The 19448-nt window shown below is 39.6% G+C and carries 20 protein-coding genes; 9 read left to right on the forward strand and 11 right to left on the reverse strand.

Translation table 11 applies throughout. The features are described 5' to 3' along the window. Positions 1-85: 85 nt before the first annotated feature. The 10 genes from GLP24_RS04055 to GLP24_RS19920 all read right to left on the reverse strand — a co-directional run bounded on the left by GLP24_RS04055 (position 86) and on the right by GLP24_RS19920 (position 10397). The gene (locus GLP24_RS04055) at positions 86-2236 is read right to left on the reverse strand and encodes an FAD-dependent oxidoreductase (protein ID WP_232577555.1); all 2151 of its coding nucleotides are present in this window, start codon (positions 2234-2236) and stop codon (positions 86-88) included. 13 nt (positions 2237-2249) lie between these two features. Next, positions 2250-2861 carry a carboxymuconolactone decarboxylase family protein gene (locus GLP24_RS04060; RefSeq protein ID WP_232615558.1) on the reverse strand — a complete coding sequence of 204 codons (612 nt, stop codon included), beginning with the start codon at positions 2859-2861 and terminating at the stop codon, positions 2250-2252. A 475-nt stretch (positions 2862-3336) separates the two neighbouring features. Beyond that, positions 3337-3924, reverse strand: coding sequence for a TfoX/Sxy family DNA transformation protein (locus GLP24_RS04065; RefSeq protein ID WP_221944345.1), 588 nt, complete (start codon positions 3922-3924; stop codon positions 3337-3339). A 373-nt stretch (positions 3925-4297) separates the two neighbouring features. Next, the gene (gene purR, locus GLP24_RS04070; protein WP_101768974.1) at positions 4298-5302 is read right to left on the reverse strand and encodes an HTH-type transcriptional repressor PurR; all 1005 of its coding nucleotides are present in this window, start codon (positions 5300-5302) and stop codon (positions 4298-4300) included. A 377-nt stretch (positions 5303-5679) separates the two neighbouring features. After that, entirely contained in the window at positions 5680-6471 is a 792-nt protein-coding gene (locus GLP24_RS04075; protein ID WP_232615559.1) for a heme ABC transporter ATP-binding protein, read from the reverse strand. Further along, positions 6468-7505: a FecCD family ABC transporter permease gene (locus GLP24_RS04080; RefSeq protein WP_101768976.1), complete on the reverse strand. Its 1038-nt coding sequence runs from the start codon at positions 7503-7505 to the stop codon at positions 6468-6470. The genes GLP24_RS04075 and GLP24_RS04080 overlap by 4 nt, the downstream gene beginning before the upstream one ends. Before the next feature lie 17 nt (positions 7506-7522). Beyond that, positions 7523-8440, reverse strand: coding sequence for a heme/hemin ABC transporter substrate-binding protein (locus tag GLP24_RS04085; protein ID WP_232615560.1), 918 nt, complete (start codon positions 8438-8440; stop codon positions 7523-7525). After that, positions 8440-8859 (reverse strand): ExbD/TolR family protein, encoded by a 420-nt coding sequence (locus GLP24_RS04090; protein WP_232598768.1) that lies wholly within the window; start codon positions 8857-8859, stop codon positions 8440-8442. The genes GLP24_RS04085 and GLP24_RS04090 overlap by 1 nt, the downstream gene beginning before the upstream one ends. Further along, positions 8856-9557, reverse strand: a complete 702-nt coding sequence (locus tag GLP24_RS04095) for a MotA/TolQ/ExbB proton channel family protein (RefSeq protein WP_232598767.1) — start codon at positions 9555-9557, stop codon at positions 8856-8858. Before GLP24_RS04095 ends, GLP24_RS04090 begins: the two co-directional genes overlap by 4 nt. Before the next feature lie 3 nt (positions 9558-9560). Next, a complete protein-coding gene (locus GLP24_RS19920; protein WP_232615561.1) occupies positions 9561-10397 on the reverse strand; it encodes an energy transducer TonB in 837 nt (278 codons plus the stop codon). Between the two features lie 410 nt (positions 10398-10807). Here GLP24_RS19920 and hutW point away from each other — a divergent pair, with 410 nt between their 5' ends. The 4 genes from hutW (at position 10808) to GLP24_RS04120 (ending at position 14051) form a co-directional block, all read left to right on the forward strand. Further along, positions 10808-12220, forward strand: a complete 1413-nt coding sequence (gene hutW, locus GLP24_RS04105; protein ID WP_269154962.1) for a heme anaerobic degradation radical SAM methyltransferase ChuW/HutW — start codon at positions 10808-10810, stop codon at positions 12218-12220. 42 nt (positions 12221-12262) lie between these two features. Continuing rightward, complete coding sequence (hutX, locus tag GLP24_RS04110; protein WP_407951490.1) at positions 12263-12790, forward strand: heme utilization cystosolic carrier protein HutX; 528 nt, start codon at positions 12263-12265, stop codon at positions 12788-12790. A gap of 98 nt (positions 12791-12888) precedes the next feature. Next, complete coding sequence (gene hutZ, locus GLP24_RS04115) at positions 12889-13446, forward strand: heme utilization protein HutZ (protein ID WP_221944332.1); 558 nt, start codon at positions 12889-12891, stop codon at positions 13444-13446. 209 nt (positions 13447-13655) lie between these two features. Further along, positions 13656-14051, forward strand: coding sequence for a hypothetical protein (locus tag GLP24_RS04120; protein ID WP_101768982.1), 396 nt, complete (start codon positions 13656-13658; stop codon positions 14049-14051). A 105-nt stretch (positions 14052-14156) separates the two neighbouring features. Here the strand turns inward: GLP24_RS04120 and GLP24_RS04125 are convergent, their stop codons facing one another. Next, entirely contained in the window at positions 14157-14732 is a 576-nt protein-coding gene (locus GLP24_RS04125; RefSeq protein ID WP_101768983.1) for a hypothetical protein, read from the reverse strand. A 413-nt stretch (positions 14733-15145) separates the two neighbouring features. On the opposite strand from GLP24_RS04125, the gene hypB reads away from it, so the two are divergent. The 5 genes from hypB to hypA are packed head-to-tail and all read left to right on the forward strand — an operon-like array spanning position 15146 to position 18624. Further along, complete coding sequence (gene hypB, locus GLP24_RS04130) at positions 15146-15880, forward strand: hydrogenase nickel incorporation protein HypB (protein ID WP_221944328.1); 735 nt, start codon at positions 15146-15148, stop codon at positions 15878-15880. Positions 15881-15882: 2 nt separating this feature from the next. Beyond that, complete coding sequence (locus GLP24_RS04135) at positions 15883-16122, forward strand: HypC/HybG/HupF family hydrogenase formation chaperone (protein ID WP_045037008.1); 240 nt, start codon at positions 15883-15885, stop codon at positions 16120-16122. Next, complete coding sequence (gene hypD, locus GLP24_RS04140) at positions 16119-17240, forward strand: hydrogenase formation protein HypD (RefSeq protein ID WP_101768986.1); 1122 nt, start codon at positions 16119-16121, stop codon at positions 17238-17240. The genes GLP24_RS04135 and hypD overlap by 4 nt, the downstream gene beginning before the upstream one ends. Next, positions 17237-18268, forward strand: a complete 1032-nt coding sequence (hypE, locus tag GLP24_RS04145) for a hydrogenase expression/formation protein HypE (RefSeq protein WP_101768987.1) — start codon at positions 17237-17239, stop codon at positions 18266-18268. The genes hypD and hypE overlap by 4 nt, the downstream gene beginning before the upstream one ends. Next, positions 18268-18624: a hydrogenase maturation nickel metallochaperone HypA gene (hypA, locus tag GLP24_RS04150; RefSeq protein ID WP_101768988.1), complete on the forward strand. Its 357-nt coding sequence runs from the start codon at positions 18268-18270 to the stop codon at positions 18622-18624. Before hypE ends, hypA begins: the two co-directional genes overlap by 1 nt. Positions 18625-19448: the final 824 nt, after the last annotated feature.

Raw genomic sequence — 19448 nt, forward strand, 5'->3', positions numbered from 1 at the left:
CTGATGACCAATGCAGCGGTTAACGTTAGTTTTTTTAAAGTAGACAATGCTGTTATCACAATTGATGTCCTTATTGGCGTCATTATTAGCTACGCATCCACTGATGATATTTTTTTACCCAAGCTAGCAGTTTTTGAGGAGCATGGGCTTTTTTCCATACGCCGGCGGTGTATTTTGCGCCTTCGCTCATGGTTGGATAAGGGTGAATAGTGTCTAAGATTTTGTTTAGACCTAAATTATGACGCATCGCTAAAGTAAATTCTGCTAATAAATCACCAGCATGATGACCTACAATGGTTGCACCAAGAATTTTATCGCTACCTTTAGGGGTTAATATTTTAATAAAACCTTCATCATAACCATCGGCAATCGCACGATCTAAATCATCCAATCCATAACGGGTGACTTCATAGTCGATACCTTGTGCTTGAGCTTCTTTTTCATTAATACCAACACGTGCTAATTCAGGTGCGGTGTAAGTCACGGCAGGAATCACGGAATAATCGACTTTGAATTTTTTAACTGCCCCAAATAAGCTATTGACTGCGGCATACCATGCTTGGTGAGCGGCAACGTGGGTTAGTTGATAAGGACCGGCAACATCACCAACAGCATAAATATTAGGATATTGAGTTTGTAGGTATTGGTTAACAGCGACAGTGCCACGCTCTGTTGTGGTAATGCCGAGTTCTTCTAAACCAAAGCCTTGTACATTCGCAACTCGTCCTAACGCGACCATTACGGCATCAAATTCTATGCTAACTTGTTGGTTGTCATGTTCAACAACAACACGTTGGATACGCTGACCATTGTCATCAAGAGTAGATTCAAATTGGACCGCATTATGTTGCAGTAAAATATTTACACCATCGTGAGTAAGAGATTGCTCAACCAATTGAGCGGCATCGAGATCTTCACGATTTAGTAGTTGGGGTGATCGTTCAACAATCGTGACTTCAGCACCTAATCGACAGAAACTTTGGGCTAATTCACAGCCAATAGGACCACCACCAAGAATAAGTAATCGTTTTGGTAGGGCGGTTAATTGCCATACAGTATCAGACGTTAAGTAATTAACCGTATCTAAGCCAGGGATTGCAGGCACTAATGGACGCGCACCAGTTGCAATCACAATATTACGGGTTGTAATGCGTGTGCCATTCACTTCAACTTCCCATGGAGATAGGATAGTTGCATCACCTGTAACACAGTTGACACCTAATTGACTGTAACGTTCGATGGAGTCATGGGGTTCAATTTTTGCGATAACATTATGGATACGTCCCATCACTTGAGCAAAATCGATGTGATTAATTTGAGCATCGATACCAAGGGTTGATGCATTTTTAATATCTGCGGCAGTATGTGCTGCGCGAATAAGTGCTTTTGAAGGTACACAGCCGGTATTTAAACAATCGCCACCCATTTTATGACGTTCAATAAGAGTGACTTCTGCTTTTACTGCTGCGGCAATATACGCACTAACTAAACCACCTGAACCAGCCCCAATGACAACTAGATTTTGATCAAAGCGAGCGGGTTTTTGCCATTGTTTGTATTGTTTTTTCATTGTCATTGTTTTCATTATCCATTTTGTAAGTAATGGGAAGAGGCCGAGTAGAACTAAAGAAAATAAAACGGGAACTGAAACTATACCACTGAGTGAGTCTATTTTCCCAAGTTGAGTACCTGCATTAATATAAACCGCAGTACCTGCAAGCATGCCTAATTGGCTGACCCAGAAAAAAGTACGGGTTTTAATTATGGTTAAGCCCATTAAAAGATTAATAAGGAAAAAAGGAAAAACCGGAATTAAACGTAAGCTCAGTAGATAAAAGCCTCCTTCTTTCTCAATCCCATTATTGAGTGTGGTTAAGCGATTACCAAATTTTGTTTGTACCCAGTCACGTAATATAAAACGACTAGAAAGAAATGCTAGCGTTGCACCAATTGTGCTGGCAAATGACACCATAATCAGGCTTGCCCAAAAACCAAATAATGCAGCACCTAATAAGGTTAATATCGACGCGCCAGGAATTGAGAGGGCAGTGACTAAAATATATAAACTAAAAAAGCTGATATAAGCCGTAATTGGATTTTCAAGGATATGATGCTGTAGCGTTAATTGCTCTTGCTTCGCAGCGTCAAGTGTAAGAAATTGACCAAGATCGAAATAGAACCAAGTGCCAATAATTGCCAAGATAACAGTAAGTAATAATATTTTATTCCGTTTCATTATTGCTCCTTAATTATTCTTTATTATCTGCAGTAGAAGAGGCTTGAGCCGTTATATTCTGCGGTGAATTTGATGTTGATTGGGGTTGAATCGGTAATGAGCAAAACCCTTGAGCTGGTACATCAAGCGCAGTATTAAATTTAGCCGATAAATTTTGAAAACTGACTAATGCAGTTATTTCAATAATATCATCACTGCTATACCACGTTGCGAGTGTTGCTAGCATTTCATCACTGACTTGTTGGTCACTAAGGGTCATTGCTTCTGTATACGTCAATATCGCTTGTTCTTGTTCTGAAAAATGTTCAGAAGTTTGCCAATGGGCTAGTGCTTTAATTTTTTCTAATGAATGACAGCGTTCGGCTAATTTCATTCCATTAGCATCAACACAAAAAGCGCAGTTATTAAGTTGTGATACGCGGACGCAGACTAACGATCGCATAACGGCATCAATGGGGGATTTTTTACGATCAAGATAACCAAAGAACAAAGCCACTAACCAAAAAAGTACAGGTTTTCGTCCCCATAATTTAGCTGGATTGAGTATTTTGCCGAAATGGCGTTTTTGCAACCACAGTACCGGTTTGACCCACAATGAAAATGTTTTTTTGGTTAATATACGCAAGGTATGTCCTTATTAAATGAGAATCACATCGACTCTTAAGTAGCAAGACCGAGGTAACTAATATTGTATTTCATTTAATGACAAAATTTTTTTTTATTCAAAACATTATTGGAAATAATAAATAACAAATAATAATAACGAAAGTCATAATCGTTACATTAAGAGCAAAATGTGACGTGCGTATGTTATTTTTTATGATTAATAATAAAAAATAGTTAATAAAAGGTTTTATTTTATGGTTGTGACGGGGTTTGTAGAAATTAATGAATAAATATTTTATTTTCTTATTCTTTTTATGTGTTTAATTTACTTGTTCAATAAATGTACATTTTAGCGTGCGTTTATCATGTTTATTGATTTGGAATGGGTAATGTAAGGATTGTGTAGGGGTAGATACGTGTATTTGTTGGATAAATTAAAGAGGCACTGGGCCTCTTTATTCTTAAGCGTCACTTAGCCAGTTGACGGATATTTATTATAGTTTAGCTAGCAGTTCATTGCGTCTGCTTTCTGGTATTACTGACCAATGTTGGCCATGTATAGCGCCTTCCAATGCCCATAGTAACTCTAAACTTAATGATGCCTCTTGTCTTTTTTGTAATGCCTTATAGGCGTTGAGTGCACCAATATCATAGAGTTGATCAATCGTTTGAATTCCGACTTTTTTAAGCATCCTCTCATTTGAAAGCCGTAGGTTAGGTAAATCTTTTATTCTATCCGGAGTGCAACATTCTTTTGCTTTTTTATCAGCTTGTGCTGCTTCAAGAGAATATTTTGCTTGCTCTATTATTTTTTCAGGTTCTTCCCACCATTCATCAAGAATAGCGTAATGTTTTGTTCTGACGGGAAAACCTCGTTTTTCATAGATATAGGGTTTTAAACCCGCTTGTTTAAATTCCTCTTTTGTTTTTGCATTTGCTCGTAGATGGAGTTTATTATTAACGACCAGTGCGAACATTGTCTCACCTGCGAAAATACCAAAGCCACCAAACATGGAGCGAGATCTAACGTTGCCTAAATGATCTAATAGCTGTAATGAATTTTTTAATATTGGTTTGTCCATACTTCTACTCGGTGAATAAATGAGTGTCACCTAACATTAAAGTAGTTGTAAATTTACTTTATTATTAAAGTTATTTACGAGATAAATTGCCTACTCTAAATCATCCATGCATTACTCTATAAATAATACTATCAATAGTGAAGTATTATTTATATTTTGTAAGTCTTTTGCTTACTATTATATGTGTTTACAAGGTTCATTATATTCGATCTTTTAAAAAGGTAAGTTTTAATATTAATGACAGCTGATGAATCTGTGAGATTGCTCATGTTTTCTGACGGTAAGGATAGCGACGGTAGAGATAAGGATTGGATTGATTACGAATGGATGAAAAAGCCAATAGAAATATTGGCTTGATAAATAGGTTGTTATATTAGCGTAAATCTTTTACAGACTTGCGTTCAACGATTGCAGGTGCCATTTCAAAAATTTGACGCTCATGATCTTTGTTCTTCATTCGGTCCATTAGAATTTTAATGGCGGTTTTACCTAAACGACGTTTTGGCTGGTGGATTGTCGTTAATGGCGGTGCGAAGTAAGGTGCAAGATCAATGTTATCGTAACCAATAATTGAAATATCATCAGGAACACGTAACCCAGCTTGCTCAAAGGTACTAATAAGTGCCATTGCCATGATGTCATTAAAACAGAAAATAGCCGTTGGGCGCTCGGTCATTGCAATATATTTTTCAGCCGCTATAACCGCTGAATCACACTCAAAGTCACCTTCAAGGATCCAATCTTCGTTAACGGCTAAGTTAGCTTCAGCCATCGCTTTGTTGAAGCCTTTTAAACGTTCACGACAAGTGGTTTTCTCATTATGGCCAGATAAGCAACCAATGCGACTATGACCATGGTCAATAAAATATTTAGTCGCAAGATAGCCACCTTGCTCGGCGTTATCCTGAATTTTATCAGTATGTGGGCTTTCTGGACCCCAGTCCATTACAACCATAGGTAGGTCTTTTTGGCGCTCAAGCAGATCCAATAGTTTCTGATCAAGATCAGAACACATCACTAATAAGCCATCGACACGCTTTTCTGCAAGCATACGTAAATAATCATATTGCTTAGAAAGATTACCTTCAGTATTACATAAGATGAGTGTGTAACCTTCGCGGTAGCAGTACTCTTCAACACCATGTACAACTTCAGCAAAAAAAGGGTTAGTTGATTTAGTTACTAGCATACCAATAGTGCGAGTGGTATTACATTTTAGACTACGCGCAACAGCACTTGGTGCGTAATTAAGCTCTTCAACAGCAGCCAGTACTTTTTTTTGTGTGGCTTCTGCGACAAAGCGCGTTTTATTGATTACGTGTGAAACTGTTGTCGTTGAAACTCCAGCCATACGTGCAACATCTTTAATGGTCGCCATATTTATTCTTCTAATAATGAGTGCTAGAGTTGTTTCTAGCTAATTCTGTGGTACCAAATTGAATAATTACTGAGATGAATATAATTCAATGTATTTACGTAAACTCTCTCGTTAATTATTCAATTTGGCACCGATAATGTTTTATTACATACTTAAATGGTATTAACACCAAAAACCGCATTTGTTTGCGGCTTTTATAATTATTGCATATTTTTCAAGTGTAATCGCTTGCGTTCACATTTTACTGAGTGTTACGCGTAGTGCAACGTTTCAATTGTCTTGGAGTAAATTATTTGATAGCTATCAACAAAAAAACGTTAATTTCAGTAATTTTATCGTAAGGTTACTAAAATTTACTAGGTACGATCAACATAATATTATGATAGTAGATAAGGATAACCATGGACAGGATGAGGATGTACAGAAACGTGCCAGCCATAGATGCTATGAATTATTAGGGGGGTTAATGCTTGCCATGGTGAACCATCGGCTTGAATTTTACCATGCTGAATAATAACCATCCGTTGAGCATATTGTGCGGCTAAGTTGAGATCATGTAATACAATAATAACCGCCGCACCTTTAGCCGCCATTATTTGTGCCATTTGTAATGTTTTATGCTGGTGAGCTAAATCCAAGGCTGATGTCGGTTCATCTAACATTAGAATGCATTTATCATGTGCTTGGCTTAATTGGGTTAAAACGCGTGCGAAATGGATCCGTTGTTTTTCACCACCAGATAACGTTGGATATAAGCGTTGAGCAAGATGAATGACGTCAGTATCTTGCATGGTTTGGGTAGTAATTCGGTCAATTTCTTGACGTGATAAACATAGCGGCATCGTACCAAGCTCAACCACTTCTTTACAGGTAAAGGCAAATGAGAGCGAACTGTGTTGCGGCAAAATACCTAAATGACACGCTAGTTCAGATCGTTGCCAACTATTTATATCACGATCAAAAAATGCAACTTGACCACTTTCAGGCTCTATTTCACCGCACAGTATTTTAAGAAGGGTACTTTTACCTGCACCGTTAGGCCCGAGTAGTGCTGTTATTTCTCCTGCTTTTATATCGATACTAAAATTATCTAATAAGACTTTACCCGCCAGTGTTAACTGTAAATTACGTGCTGAAATTACAGTTGAGCGTGCTGAGGTTGCCGTCATGCGATTCTGCCTTTTTGTTTATTAAGTAGATAAATGAAGAATGGAGCGCCTAAAATGGCGGTAATAATACCCACGGGGAGTTCTTGCGGTGCAAACGCACTACGGGCGATCATATCGGCAACGAGTAAAATCAATGCGCCTAAAATAGCTGAAATGGGTAAGAGGGTTTTATGATTAGGACCTGAAATCATGCGTCCTAAATGGGGGATCACCAGACCAATAAAGCCAATCGGACCCGTAATAGCAACAGTAATACCTACACCCGCAGCACAGACAATAATTAAACTACGCTTTAGATGTTGAACATTTACCCCCATATGACGAGCTTCAGCTTCGCCCAATAAAAACGCATTAAGCGCATTTGCTTGGCGATAACAATAATAATAAATGACGACGAGGCTCACAAAAGCGAGGCCAATATTCGGCCACGTCGCTCCTGCTAACGAGCCCATTGACCATAAAGAAAAATCACGTAGCGCTTGATCATTCGCAATATAGTTAAGTAACCCAAGACCTGCACCCGAAATCGCTCCAATTGCCACACCCGCCAATAGCATTACCACGACAGATGTACCATTTTTATCGGTGCCAAGGTGATACACCAAATAGGTACTAATAGCGCCACCCAAAAAAGCGAAGAAGGGCACAGCACCAATATTCATTAATAAAGGATATTGCGTCATTAACGGGGTAAATAAAATGATCGCAAAAGCTGCGCCTAGGCCAGCACCTCCTGAAATACCAATAATACCTGGGTCTGCGAGGGGGTTACGAAATAATCCCTGTAGAACAGCACCGCAAATAGCCAGTATTGCCCCGATAGCAATACACAATAATGTTCGTGGTAGACGTATTTGATGGATCACGAGATCAATATGAGCGGCAAGCTGATGGTCTCCAGGTAATAATGCTATAAAACTATCTTTATAACTGATATCCATCGGTCCAATTGCAATTGAGCTTAATAATGCAAAGAGCAATGATCCAATACTGATAGTGTAAATAACATGGGGTGAAATACGGCTGTCGTTCATGATGGCTTTATCTCAGATTACGATTGTGGGTAGAAAATATGATTAAGGCGCAGAGCTTCATTAATACTATGGATGCCTAAGCCACCAATTAATGCCGTACCGTCAATCACTGCAATTGCATTATTTTTTGCCGCAGGGGTTGCCTCTAAGACGGGCATTTTTTTGATAAGTTGTGCCATGTCTTTGATGGAGGCTGTCGTACGGTTACTGAGTAAAATAATATCAGGTTGCATTTGTAAAATGGCCTCGGTTGAAACTGGCTTATAATTTGATACCATCGCCGCTGCTGGGTTTATTGCCCCCGCTAAAGTAATAATACTGTCGGCGGTGGTATTTTTTCCGGCAACACTAATTGGTCGTCCATCATGAATCATTAAGAACAATACTTTTTTAGGCTGAGTCTGGTGTGAATTGTTTTGTTTAATCGTTTTTACTGTGGTGGTTATGGTTTGTTTAAGCTGCTGCGCTTGTTGTGAATGTTGGGTTAAGGCTGCCACTTGATCGATTCGATGCAGTAAATCAGGCACCGTTTCACCACCGTTAACAATATCGACCTCAATTCCCGATTGCTTTAACAATGTTAATGTCTTTGGTGGACCCATTTCATCGGAGCCAATAATGCGAGTCGGGGCTAAAGCAATCAAGCTTTCTGCTGACAGTTGACGGTGATAACCCACTTTAGGCATGTTATCTGCCACCAGTGTTTTACTGGTTACATCGACGGCAATTAATTGTTGCTCAGCCCCTAATGCATTAATGATTTCAGTAATAGCAGCACCCGCGCTAATCACTCTTGCAGAATTTGGTTCTGCTTGCGCATGGGCTAAGGGACTAAATAAGCTTGATGCGGAGATAAACAGTGTGGTTGATAACAGTATTTTTTGAGAAATATATCGTAAAAAAGGTGCAGTTATAAAAGAGGTATGACGGTCCATTATTGTTGATCTTCCATTAATAGTTGCGTGGCTTTAATGTCGTTTTTTTGTAGAAAAGCTAATAATTTGAGCATCTGTTCGACTGAGGCTTTTTTATCAGCACCAATAACGACGGGTTTATTTGCCTGTGCTTTTACAGCGGCTAATAGTTGTTGTGAAAAGTTATCCCAGTTGTCGATCGATTGACCGTCTAATGCCCAATAAGGTTCAGCGGCAACGAGGTTTATTGTGATCGGATCGGCTTTGGTTGTTTGTAATATTTGAGTCGCGGTTTGCGGTAATTCTACATCTAATGCTTTAATTTTCACTGTTGCGGTAAGTAATAAAAACACCATCACAATAAAAATAATATCCAATAAAGGCGTTAAATCAGGGTTGAGTTCATCTGTGTTTTGCTGATGATTATTGATACTAATCATGCTGATTTACCGTTGTAAGCTGGGTTTTCTTCACAAGTATCACACGGCTTTACTGGGCCATTACCGACATCAATGTTCATGCCTTCTAACCATAAATTACAACGATTTAGACTGTGCTCTAATGTCGCCATGATGCTATCGGCCCATAAGCCTAATAATTGTGAGCCTGTAATGGCAGGCAGGGCAATAATTAAGCCAGCAGCGGTAGTGCGCATCGCTAAACCTAGACCATCAGCAAGATCACTGGGAGTCACAGAGCCTGTTGATAGGGCAATGCTTTTAAACATTTCAATTAAGCCCAACACCGTACCAAGTAAACCTAATAGCGGACTAATCACACCAATTAAACTCAGTAATCGTAACCCTGAACGCAATTGTTGACGTTTTTGAAGTAGCCAAATACCCGCGGCATCTTCACGTAATGGTTTCGTAAAATGACGATGGGAAATCAGCATCGAGATGCCTTTACATAATAATGGCCGTTGGTGTTTAAGTTGTTCTGCTAACTGATCAAGTGCGCGATCATCATGGCGATTTTGTTTATCCAAAAGGGCGGTAACTTTGGTTTTTCCAACACCAGTACAGAGTAATACTTGTATAAACCGTTCAACTAAAATCATGACCGTTAATATCGAGCAAATAAGCAGCGGCCATGTCATAAGGCCAAATTGTTGGGTGAGGTTGTCAATAACAGTCATGGTTTAGTCCAGTTTAAAACGTACAGGGATCTGTACTCGGTGGGCAATCGCTTTACCGTTCACAATATGAGAAGAAAAATGCCATTGTTTGATCGCCGCGATTGCCGCGTTATCTAAGATCTGTGCGCCTGATGATTTGATCAGTTTTTGCTTGAGTTGTTGTCCTTCTATATCAATCCAGACTTCAATCAGTACTTGACCTTCAATGCCGCGACGTTTGGCTAATTTGGGGTAATTGACAGCGCTGGGTCGCATAGCAAAGGTCGGTTTTGATACCAACTGTAATGCTTGTGTTCCTGCGTTATCGACTGCGGCGGCCGTTGTTTTATTCGCTTGATTTAATTGTGCTTTTATCTGCTTTAATGTTGTTTTTGTATCTGTCGTTGTCGTTGTCGTTGGTGCAGGTGTAGGTGCTACGGTTGCTGATGTCTGCTTTAGTGGTTTTTTGTGCGTAAGCTGCTTTTTCTTTACTGGGGAGACGATTTTTTTGATCGGTGGCGTCTTCTTTTGCGTTACTGTTTTCTTCGGTGTTATCGTTTTTTTAAGCGTTGGGGCTTTTTTATCCGCTGTTGTGGTCTTTGTTAAGCGCTTCATGGTTGATGCAACAGGGGGCTTTACTGGCGCAGATTTTGTTGGTATCGATTCGGTTGATATTGGCATTACCGTTGGCGGTGGTGTTTTCACTACAGTAGGTGGAACAGCAACGAAGGTTAAACTGACACGTGGCGTATCGGTTCCTATCGTCAGTGTGATTGGATCCTTGGTTGGCATCGCAGCAAGAAACATACTATGAACCAACAATGATACCGCCCCAGCGGCAACGTAACGTTTTGTATTCACTATTTTTACCTAAAAATAACACTAAAAAGAACGTCATCGATAGTGATTGAATATTGACGCAAAATACCACCTCCTGTGTATATGGTTAGTTTTATTATATTTTTCATGTTGTTAGTAACATAATTATTAATATCAGCATTTTATTTTTAGCCATTATCCACTAAATGCGAATAATATCAATTATCATTTGCAATATTATTCAATGCAAAATATTATGACCGAAAATAAGATTAAGAATCACTGATGGGAATGGCAATGTACCGTTTCTGTACTGAAATCTTGAAATAAACAGCTTAAAAAGTGATAGCAAATAATCATAAATGATGTGATGTGAATCGATTTGTCGCCAACCTTATCGAAGTTACACATCACAAGTTACTGAAGAGGGGCTAGTGGACATAGCCATTAATATGATAAATGCTGAACAATCTATATTGCCTATAAATACGCCAGCTAGTTTGGATATATCTAGTTTTGGTGGTGATATTCTTGGAGAAAATACGCCGGATCCGTTGCGATTTGGTTTTCGACGTAAATTATCGGCACATGCTGGTGGTGGTAGTCACAATCCTATTGAATCCAATCAAATACAGCCGCTAGTACAGCAAATTTTACAGCGGACAACCCCGCCTTTTAATAAGCGTTGTTTATACGTTCATATTCCATTTTGTCGTGTACGTTGTACCTATTGCAGTTTTTTTGAATATGCATCGAGCCAACGTCTGATTGATGATTATTTTGCGGCATTAATGGTTGAGCTTAAATATAAAGCCGCCCAGCCATGGACGCAGGCGGCACCTTTTCAAGCGGTCTATATTGGTGGTGGTACTCCGACTGATTTAACCGCGGCACAAATTAAACAACTCGGCACCATGATCCGCCACCACTTTCCGTTAGCCTCTGATTGTGAGTTAACCCTAGAAGGGCGAATTAACCGTTTCAGCGATGAAATGTTTGAATCGGCACTTGAAGGCGGGTTTAACCGTTTTTCTTTTGGTGTGCAAAGTTTTGATACGCAAGTTCGTCGTAAAGCAAAACGTTTAGATGATCGCGACGTGGTGTTAAAACGTGTCAGTGAGTTAGCGGCAACCGATCAAGTGCCTATTGTGATTGATTTACTCTATGGGCTGCCTTATCAGAATCTTGAAGTCTGGCAACAGGATTTGAACGATTTTCTTGATTCTGGTGCCCATGGTGTTGATTTATATCAATTGATTGAAATGGGTAATACGCCAATGGGGAAAATGGTCGAACAAGGTCGTTTACCTGAGCCGGCTGATACCATGACTAAAGCCTCAATGTTTGAAATGGGGGTAGATTTTATGGCTAAACATCATCTACGTCGTTTAAGTGTTAATCATTGGGCGCGCGATAATCGTGAACGAAGTAGCTATAACAGCCTTGCTAAAACCACCGCAGAAGTCTTACCACTAGGGGCGGGTGCTGGTGGCAATGTTGGCGGTTATGGTTTTATGCAACATCGTAAGCTTGAACATTATATGGATGATGTTAATAACCAACGGATCCCATTGGCGATGATGGTTAAATCATCACCCCATGCTGCGGTTAATACGGTAATTAAAGCAGGCTTTGATCGCGGAGTGATTGTAGCAAAACAACTCGATAAGCAAGCAGGCTGGTCATTGTTCAGTTATTGCATGCCATTATTTCAACAGTGGCAACAACATGGCTTTGTTGAAATAGAACAACTAGGGCGGCATCGCTATTTAAATCTGACACTAGCAGGGCAATTTTGGGCGGTAACGCTGGCACAAGCATTGATTCAAGTACTAACCACCGTAACGGTAACAGCTCAATCTTAACCGTGTGAAAATTAAATATATTAGCTAATTGTAATTAAAAGGATGATAACTGTGTTTACTCGCTATTCTCATGATGAATTAAAAACGAGGGTTGCTCAAATATTGCAACAGGATGAAAAACTTCATGCTAGCGCTATTGCTGAACAATTACAGGTTACAGAAGGTGAAGTGGCGTTATCGCTGCCATCTGAGTTAGTTTTTCCACTGGCTGGCAATGTGGCACAAACCATTGTTGAGGCATTACCTAGCTGGGGGCCTGTTACCACTATCGTGCATTCAATGGGGTCTATCTTTGAAGTAAAAGCGCCGTTTCCCAAAGGAAAATTGGCCCGTGGCTACTATAATTTAATGGGTAAAGATGGCGAATTGCATGGTCATTTACGGTTAGATCTCGTTAAGCATATAGCATTAGTCAGTAAGCCATTTATGGGACAAGAAAGCTATTTTATTGGCTTCTTTGCCGAGCAAGGCGAATGTGTCTTTAAAGTCTATTTAGGTAGAGATAAACAGCGCAACTTATTCTCAGATCAAATTGAAAAGTTTCAACAGCTCAAACTATTAGCCAATTAAAGCCATTAGTTAAAACTAGTCGTTAGTTAAAAATATAATAACAACAGATAAAAATAGAATATTAGTCAGCCGGTATTAAAAAAATAAGGGAATTATTTATGAATGAAGTAAAACAACAACGATTGCAAAGCCGCTTAGGGCCAGAGATTAAAGAATTTCGTGAAGGATGTTTAACACTGCAACTCGCCACCGTTGATATCAATGGTAAACCCAATGTCAGTTATGCTCCGTTTGCGTTACTTGATGATGGGTATTATGTGTTAATTAGCCAAATTGCCAAACATGCGCGTAATTTACTGGAAAATCCGCAAGTCTCTTTAATGATGATTGAAGATGAAACGACAGCAAAAACACTGTATGCCCGTAAACGATTAACGTTTGAAGCAGATGTGAGTGTGGTTGAGCGTAATAGTGATCGTTGGACATCGGCAGTGGCAACATTACGCGACCGCTTTGGTGAGATTATTGATGGTTTAAGTGGCTTAGAAGATTTTGTATTATTCCGCTTAACGCCAACGCAAGGGCTATTTGTTAAAGGGTTTGGTAAAGCCTTTCAAGTTAGTGGGGATGATTTAGTGGATTTTGTTCATTTAGAGCAAGGCCATCGTCGGATTAAAGATGGTTCTGAAATTGAAACGCCAACAGATAAATTATAAATAGCATTTGTTTGCAGTCGTAAAATAAACCCATTCATGCCTGTCAATTTATCGCAGGCATGTGTTCGTTTAGGGTGTTATAGCAGACTCTAGCGACAGCAATAATCGAGAAGTTGATCCCGATCATCGTAATTTAGAGCGAAACTTGAACTCAAGTAAATATCAGTGATAATTAGCGTATACATTGCTTATTTATTCGGATCAGTATAATGACGGAAGAACATAAAAAGGGTATTTGGTTTGCTTATATAGCCAGCTTTCTAACCCCGTTTACTTTATTATTATCAGGGGTTATCGCTATTATTTATGCGGGTTATAAACTTGATAAAGGCACTGATGAGATCACCTATAGCCATTATTACACTATTATTCGTAGCTTCTTTTTGTTTTTAACCTTCTTTGTAGTGTTAGGTGTTTCTGCTGCGACAACCACAGGTATGATCGCGGGTGCTGAATATTGGGTCCACAGTGATATTCTGGCGAAGATATTGAACGTATTACCGTTTGTTGGTGGTGCGATTGCGATTGTTGCAATAGCTGTGTGGTTTGCAAAAATCATTAATGGCATGAAATTGTTAAGCCAAAATCAAGCCGTTAAGTTGTAAGTTATATTTTCTCTTAATTAGATATAAAAAATGAGACATAAAAAAGGATAATCATTGGATTATCCTTTTTTTTTGAATAAAAGATTATTCAGTTGTGTAGCGTAATTATTTTCTAAATTGCATTACTAGTTGATTAAGCTGTTTTAGTAGATCTGTTGTTTTTGAATCTACTTTTTTCATTGCATTGATAACGTCATCTTGTACTTGTTTGTCTTGCTTGCTGATTGCAGGATCATTCAAGATTGAACGCTGTTGTTTTTCAAGCGTAGTACGAATAGTCGTAAATTCTTTAATCAGAGCGGTACGCTTGTCATTTGAAATGTCTTTTTTCGTTGCTTCAATTTGGATTTCTTGAGCACGTTTAATTAACTTTTCTGGCTGGTAACCTAATGCTTTAACTTTATTGTTAAATGCAGTTTCGTAAGCTTTCATCTCAGTGATTAATTGAGGATTTGCTTTTAATGTCTTCACACGAATAGCGGCAAGTTCTTGTTGAATTTTACCAATTTCACCCGCAACGTGTTGTTGCTCTGCGGTAATCTTTTGAGATGCCATCATAGAGGCATTCGGAGCATCTTTAGCCATTGCTACTGTTGGCGCTGCTGCAAATGCACAAGCTAACGCTACTGGTACAGCTAATTTAAGAAACTTGGTTTTTAAGCTAGATGTTTTTGTTTGCATTATGGTTTCTCTTTTGTTCGATGAATAACATTATTATTCAAGAAGGCGTGAGAGAGCATCAAAGCAAGTCTCATCGTGATTAATCTTGAAGTGCTTATGATATAACATACGCGTCCAGATTTACGCTTATGTCAGATTATTGTCATTAAGTCTGAAGCTAAACTGAATCGTAGCCTGATTATTTTATCAGTTCGCTATAAAGGGAGATAGAGATATAATATCAATCTAATAATTCGGTAAATAAATTATCACACAAATTGCTTTATCCTCTTAAAGAATAGATAATCGATTATCATAATTCTCAGAATTTGAGTGTTTAATAACCTGAACTGAGTCCTGTTTAATTTTTTCTAACGTTTATCTATATTTTTGATCAAAACGATAGATAAAATCCCCCCTATACTGGAGTTCATATGTGCCAAGATTGCGGTTGTTCATTACCGAGAGGTGATCACCATCATCACCAACTACAAGCAAATCCACAATTAAATGATAAAAAAACATTGTCGGTTATTCATAAAATTCTAGATAAGAATGATGTGGAAGCGGCACACAATCGAGCCCATTTTGAAGCACAGAATGTGACGGCATTTAATTTGATGAGTAGCCCAGGTAGCGGTAAAACCACATTGCTTGAGCACTTACATCAACATTCTGATTTAAAATATGCTGTTATTGAAGGTGATTTAGAAACCTCGCGTGATGCTGATCGTTTAAAAGCACACGGTATTGATGCATACCAAATTCAAACAGGTTCTGCTTGTCACCTTGATGCCTTTATGGTTCACGGTGCATTACACCATGTTGATCTTAAAAATCTTGATATTTGCTTTGTTGAGAACGTAGGTAATTTGGTTTGTCCTGCAAGCTACGATGTGGGTACGCATAAAAATATTGTTTTGGTTTCTGTTCCAGAAGGCGACGATAAAATTGAAAAATACCCAGTGATGTTCCGTCGTGCTGATGTGGTATTAATTACCAAGTGTGATTTGTTACCGTATTTTGATTTCAGCATTGAAGAAGCGAAAGCGCAGCTTAAGAAACTGAATCCTAATATTGAAGTGATTACGCTATCAACGAAAGATGAAGCAACGTTTGCCCCTTTAGTGACATGGCTAACGGCTAATCTACGTCAACAGGAAGCGTAATTATGTGTTTATCGATTCCATCGCAGGTTGTAGAAATTCACGAAGATAATACGGTTACTGTTGATACTATGGGCATGAAGCGTCGAGTAAGCTGCCATTTATTAATGGATCCGCTTGTTCTTGGTGAATATGTATTAGTTCATATTGGTTTTGTAATGAGCAAAATCGATGACAAAGATGCACAAGAAAGTCTTGAAATGTATCAGTTTATTATGGATGAATCAGGGCCACTTCCAATATGAGTTTTGATCTTAAAAAACTGTATGAAGGTTTTCGTGATGCCGACACAGTTCTTAATCTAGCTAAACAAATTAAATTGCTTGCGGTTGATTTACCTGAACCAATGCAAGTAATGGAAGTGTGTGGTGGTCATACACATACCATTATGAAGTATGGTTTAAAGCAGTTATTGCCCGACAATATTGATTTTATTCACGGCCCCGGTTGTCCTGTGTGTGTAATGCCCAAAGAGCGTATTGACCATGCAGCAGCATTAGCCTGTCAGCCAAATGTGATTTTAGTAACATTGGGCGACATGATCCGTGTTCCAGGTTCAAAAGGCAGTTTGGCACAATATCGCGCTAAAGGGTGTGATATTCGACCAATTTATGATCCGTTGGATTGTTTAGCTATTGCGCTTGATAACCCAGATAAAGACGTGGTTTTCTTTGCGATTGGCTTTGAAACTTCAACCCCAATGACGGCTATTTTGATTGAATTAGCTGAGCAACGTCAGGTCAATAACCTTTATTTCCACATTAATCATGTATTAGTGCCACCTGCGATTGATGTAGTAATGGCTGATCCTGCGGTTAAAGTGAATGCGTTTATTGGTCCTTCGCATGTAAGTGTTATTGAAGGCGCTAAAATTTATCGCTCAGTGGTTGAAAATTATAAAACACCTGTTGTTGTGGCAGGTTTTGAACCCGTTGATGTGATGGAATCTATTCTGCGCTTAACCAAGCAAAGAGTCGCAGGCATTGCTGAACTCGATGTGCAATATACACGCGCTGTAACAGAAGAAGGTAACACGGTTGCTCAAGCGGCAGTTAAACGTTGTTTTGATATTCGTGATAGTTTCCGCTGGCGTGGTTTAGGGCCGATTGCTAACTCAGCATTACAACTTAATGCAAAATATCGTCATCGCGATGCTGAAATTAAATTTGCTGCTTATTTGCCCATGACACCGATTGATGATCATAAAGCGTGTCAGTGCGGTGATATTTTACGTGGTTTAGCGAAACCAAAAGATTGTAAAGTCTTTGGCCGTGGTTGTACGCCACAAACGCCACTTGGCAGTTGCATGGTGAGTTCAGAAGGTGCGTGTAATGCGTATTTCCGTTACCGAGGTGTAAAATGAGTGAACAAGATTTTTCTGCATTATCGACTACAAAATCCATTCAATTAAGCCACGGCGGTGGTGGTCAGGAAATGAATAAGCTCATTAAGGGTTTATTCTTTAAAGCGTTTGATAATGCTATTTTACGTAGTGAAGAAGATGCTGCGGTATTAACCCTTGAAGGTAAAACAGCCTTTACTACTGATTCATTTACAGTGTCACCGTTGTTTTTTGCTGGTGGTAACATCGGTAAATTAGCCATTGCAGGCACCGTGAATGATTTAGCGATGATGGGCGCACAACCGCAATATTTAAGTTGCAGCGTGATTATCGAAGAAGGTTTTGAGATTGATAAGCTTAAAACCATCGTTAGTAGCATGGCAAAAGAGTTAAGCATTTCAGGTGCTAAAATCGTTTGTGGTGATACTAAAGTGGTGCCAAAAGGTTGTGCTGACGGTATTTTTATTAATACCACTGGTGTTGGCAAAATTATGCAAACAGGCATTTCAGTACGTAATCTTGCTGATGGTGATGCGATTATTGTTTCGCGTGATGTGGGTCGTCATGGTGCCGCTATTTTAATGGCGCGTGAAGGCCTAACCCTTGAATCTGGGCTTATCAGTGATTGCAATACGCTATGGCCTGCGGTTGAAGCCTTAATTGCAGCAGGGCTTGATATTCATGCAATGCGTGATGCAACCCGTGGTGGTTTATCTGCGGTATTAAACGAATGGGCGCAAGCATCTGATGTTGGTATCAGCCTTGTTGAAGATGATGTACCTGTAAGTGAAGAAGTGCGCGGCTTATGTGAATTATACGGGTTTGAACCGTTTGATTTAGCGAACGAAGGCACATTCATTCTTGCATTGCCTCAAGCACAAGCGCAAAAAGCATTAGAGGTGCTTGAAGCCTTTGCTGCCTGTGACAACGCATGTGTTATTGGTTCAGTAAATAATGAACATACGGGTCGTGTTATTCTAACCAGTGGTTGGGGTAGCCGTCGTTATCTTGACCTTCCTCAAGGTGAATTATTACCGAGGATCTGTTAATGCACGAGTATTCTATTGTTGGCGCACTTATCGAACAATGCGAACAACATGCTCGTGATAATAATGCAGACAAAGTTACCCGCGTTGCGATTAAGGTCGGCATTTTAAGTGGGGTAGAACCAGCTTTACTTGAAACTGCTTTTCAGACCTTTAAGCTGGAAAGCATTTGTCATGACGCTGAGTTTGAAATGAATATTCAGCCGCTGGTGTTATCCTGCCTCGAATGTGGACAAGAAACCATTCACACCGAGCGCAGCATTATCTGTCAGCATTGCGGTAGTAATCATACTCAGGTACTTGATGGTGAAGACTTAATGCTCATGCAGCTAGAAGTCGAGCAAAGCAAAGACGCATAAGTAGCGATTATCGCTAAAAAAAGGCCATACCCGTTAACGCAGGTATGGCCTTTTTTATTGGAGGAAAATCAGGTTCGAGTCATCGGGTTACTTTACCTCTCCGTCATTCCCTACAGTGAGGTTACGAACGAGATAGGGAATCTACTATCCGCGCGTTGTAGATTTAGTATTTTCGCTGGTGTCTTTTATGCTCAAGCCCGCGGTGAATAGATCACGGATAGCCCTCGTTCCTCGACTTCCGAGATGACGGATAATAGGCTGTATCATTTTCAACAATGATTGCACAACCCAATCTCGCCATTATTTACAACGAATGCCAACCTCAACCCCCCGTCATTCCCTACAGTGAGGTTACGAACGAGATAGGGAATCTATTATCCACGCGTTGTAGAGTTCTTGTTTTCGCTGGTGTCTGTAATGCTCAAGCACGCGGTGAATAGATCACGGATAGCCCTCGTTCCTCGCCTTCCGAGATGACGGATAATAGGCTGTAGTATTTTCAATAATGATTGCACAAACCAATCTCGCCACTATTTACAACGAATGCCAACCTCAACTCCCGTCATTCCCTACAGTGAGGTTACGAACGAGATAGGGAATCTACTATCCACGCGTTGTAGATTTAGTATTTTCGCTGGTGTCTTTGAGGCTCAATCACGCGGTGAATAGATCACGGATAGCCCTCGTTCCTCGACTTCCGAGATGACGGATAATAGGCTGCATCATTTTCAACAACAAATGCACAAACCAATCTCGCCACTCTCTACAACGAATGCCAACCTCAACCTCCGTCATTCCCTACAGTGAGGTTACGAACGAGATAG

This window comes from Photobacterium carnosum, assembly GCF_021236965.1.
Lineage (GTDB): Bacteria > Pseudomonadota > Gammaproteobacteria > Enterobacterales > Vibrionaceae > Photobacterium > Photobacterium carnosum.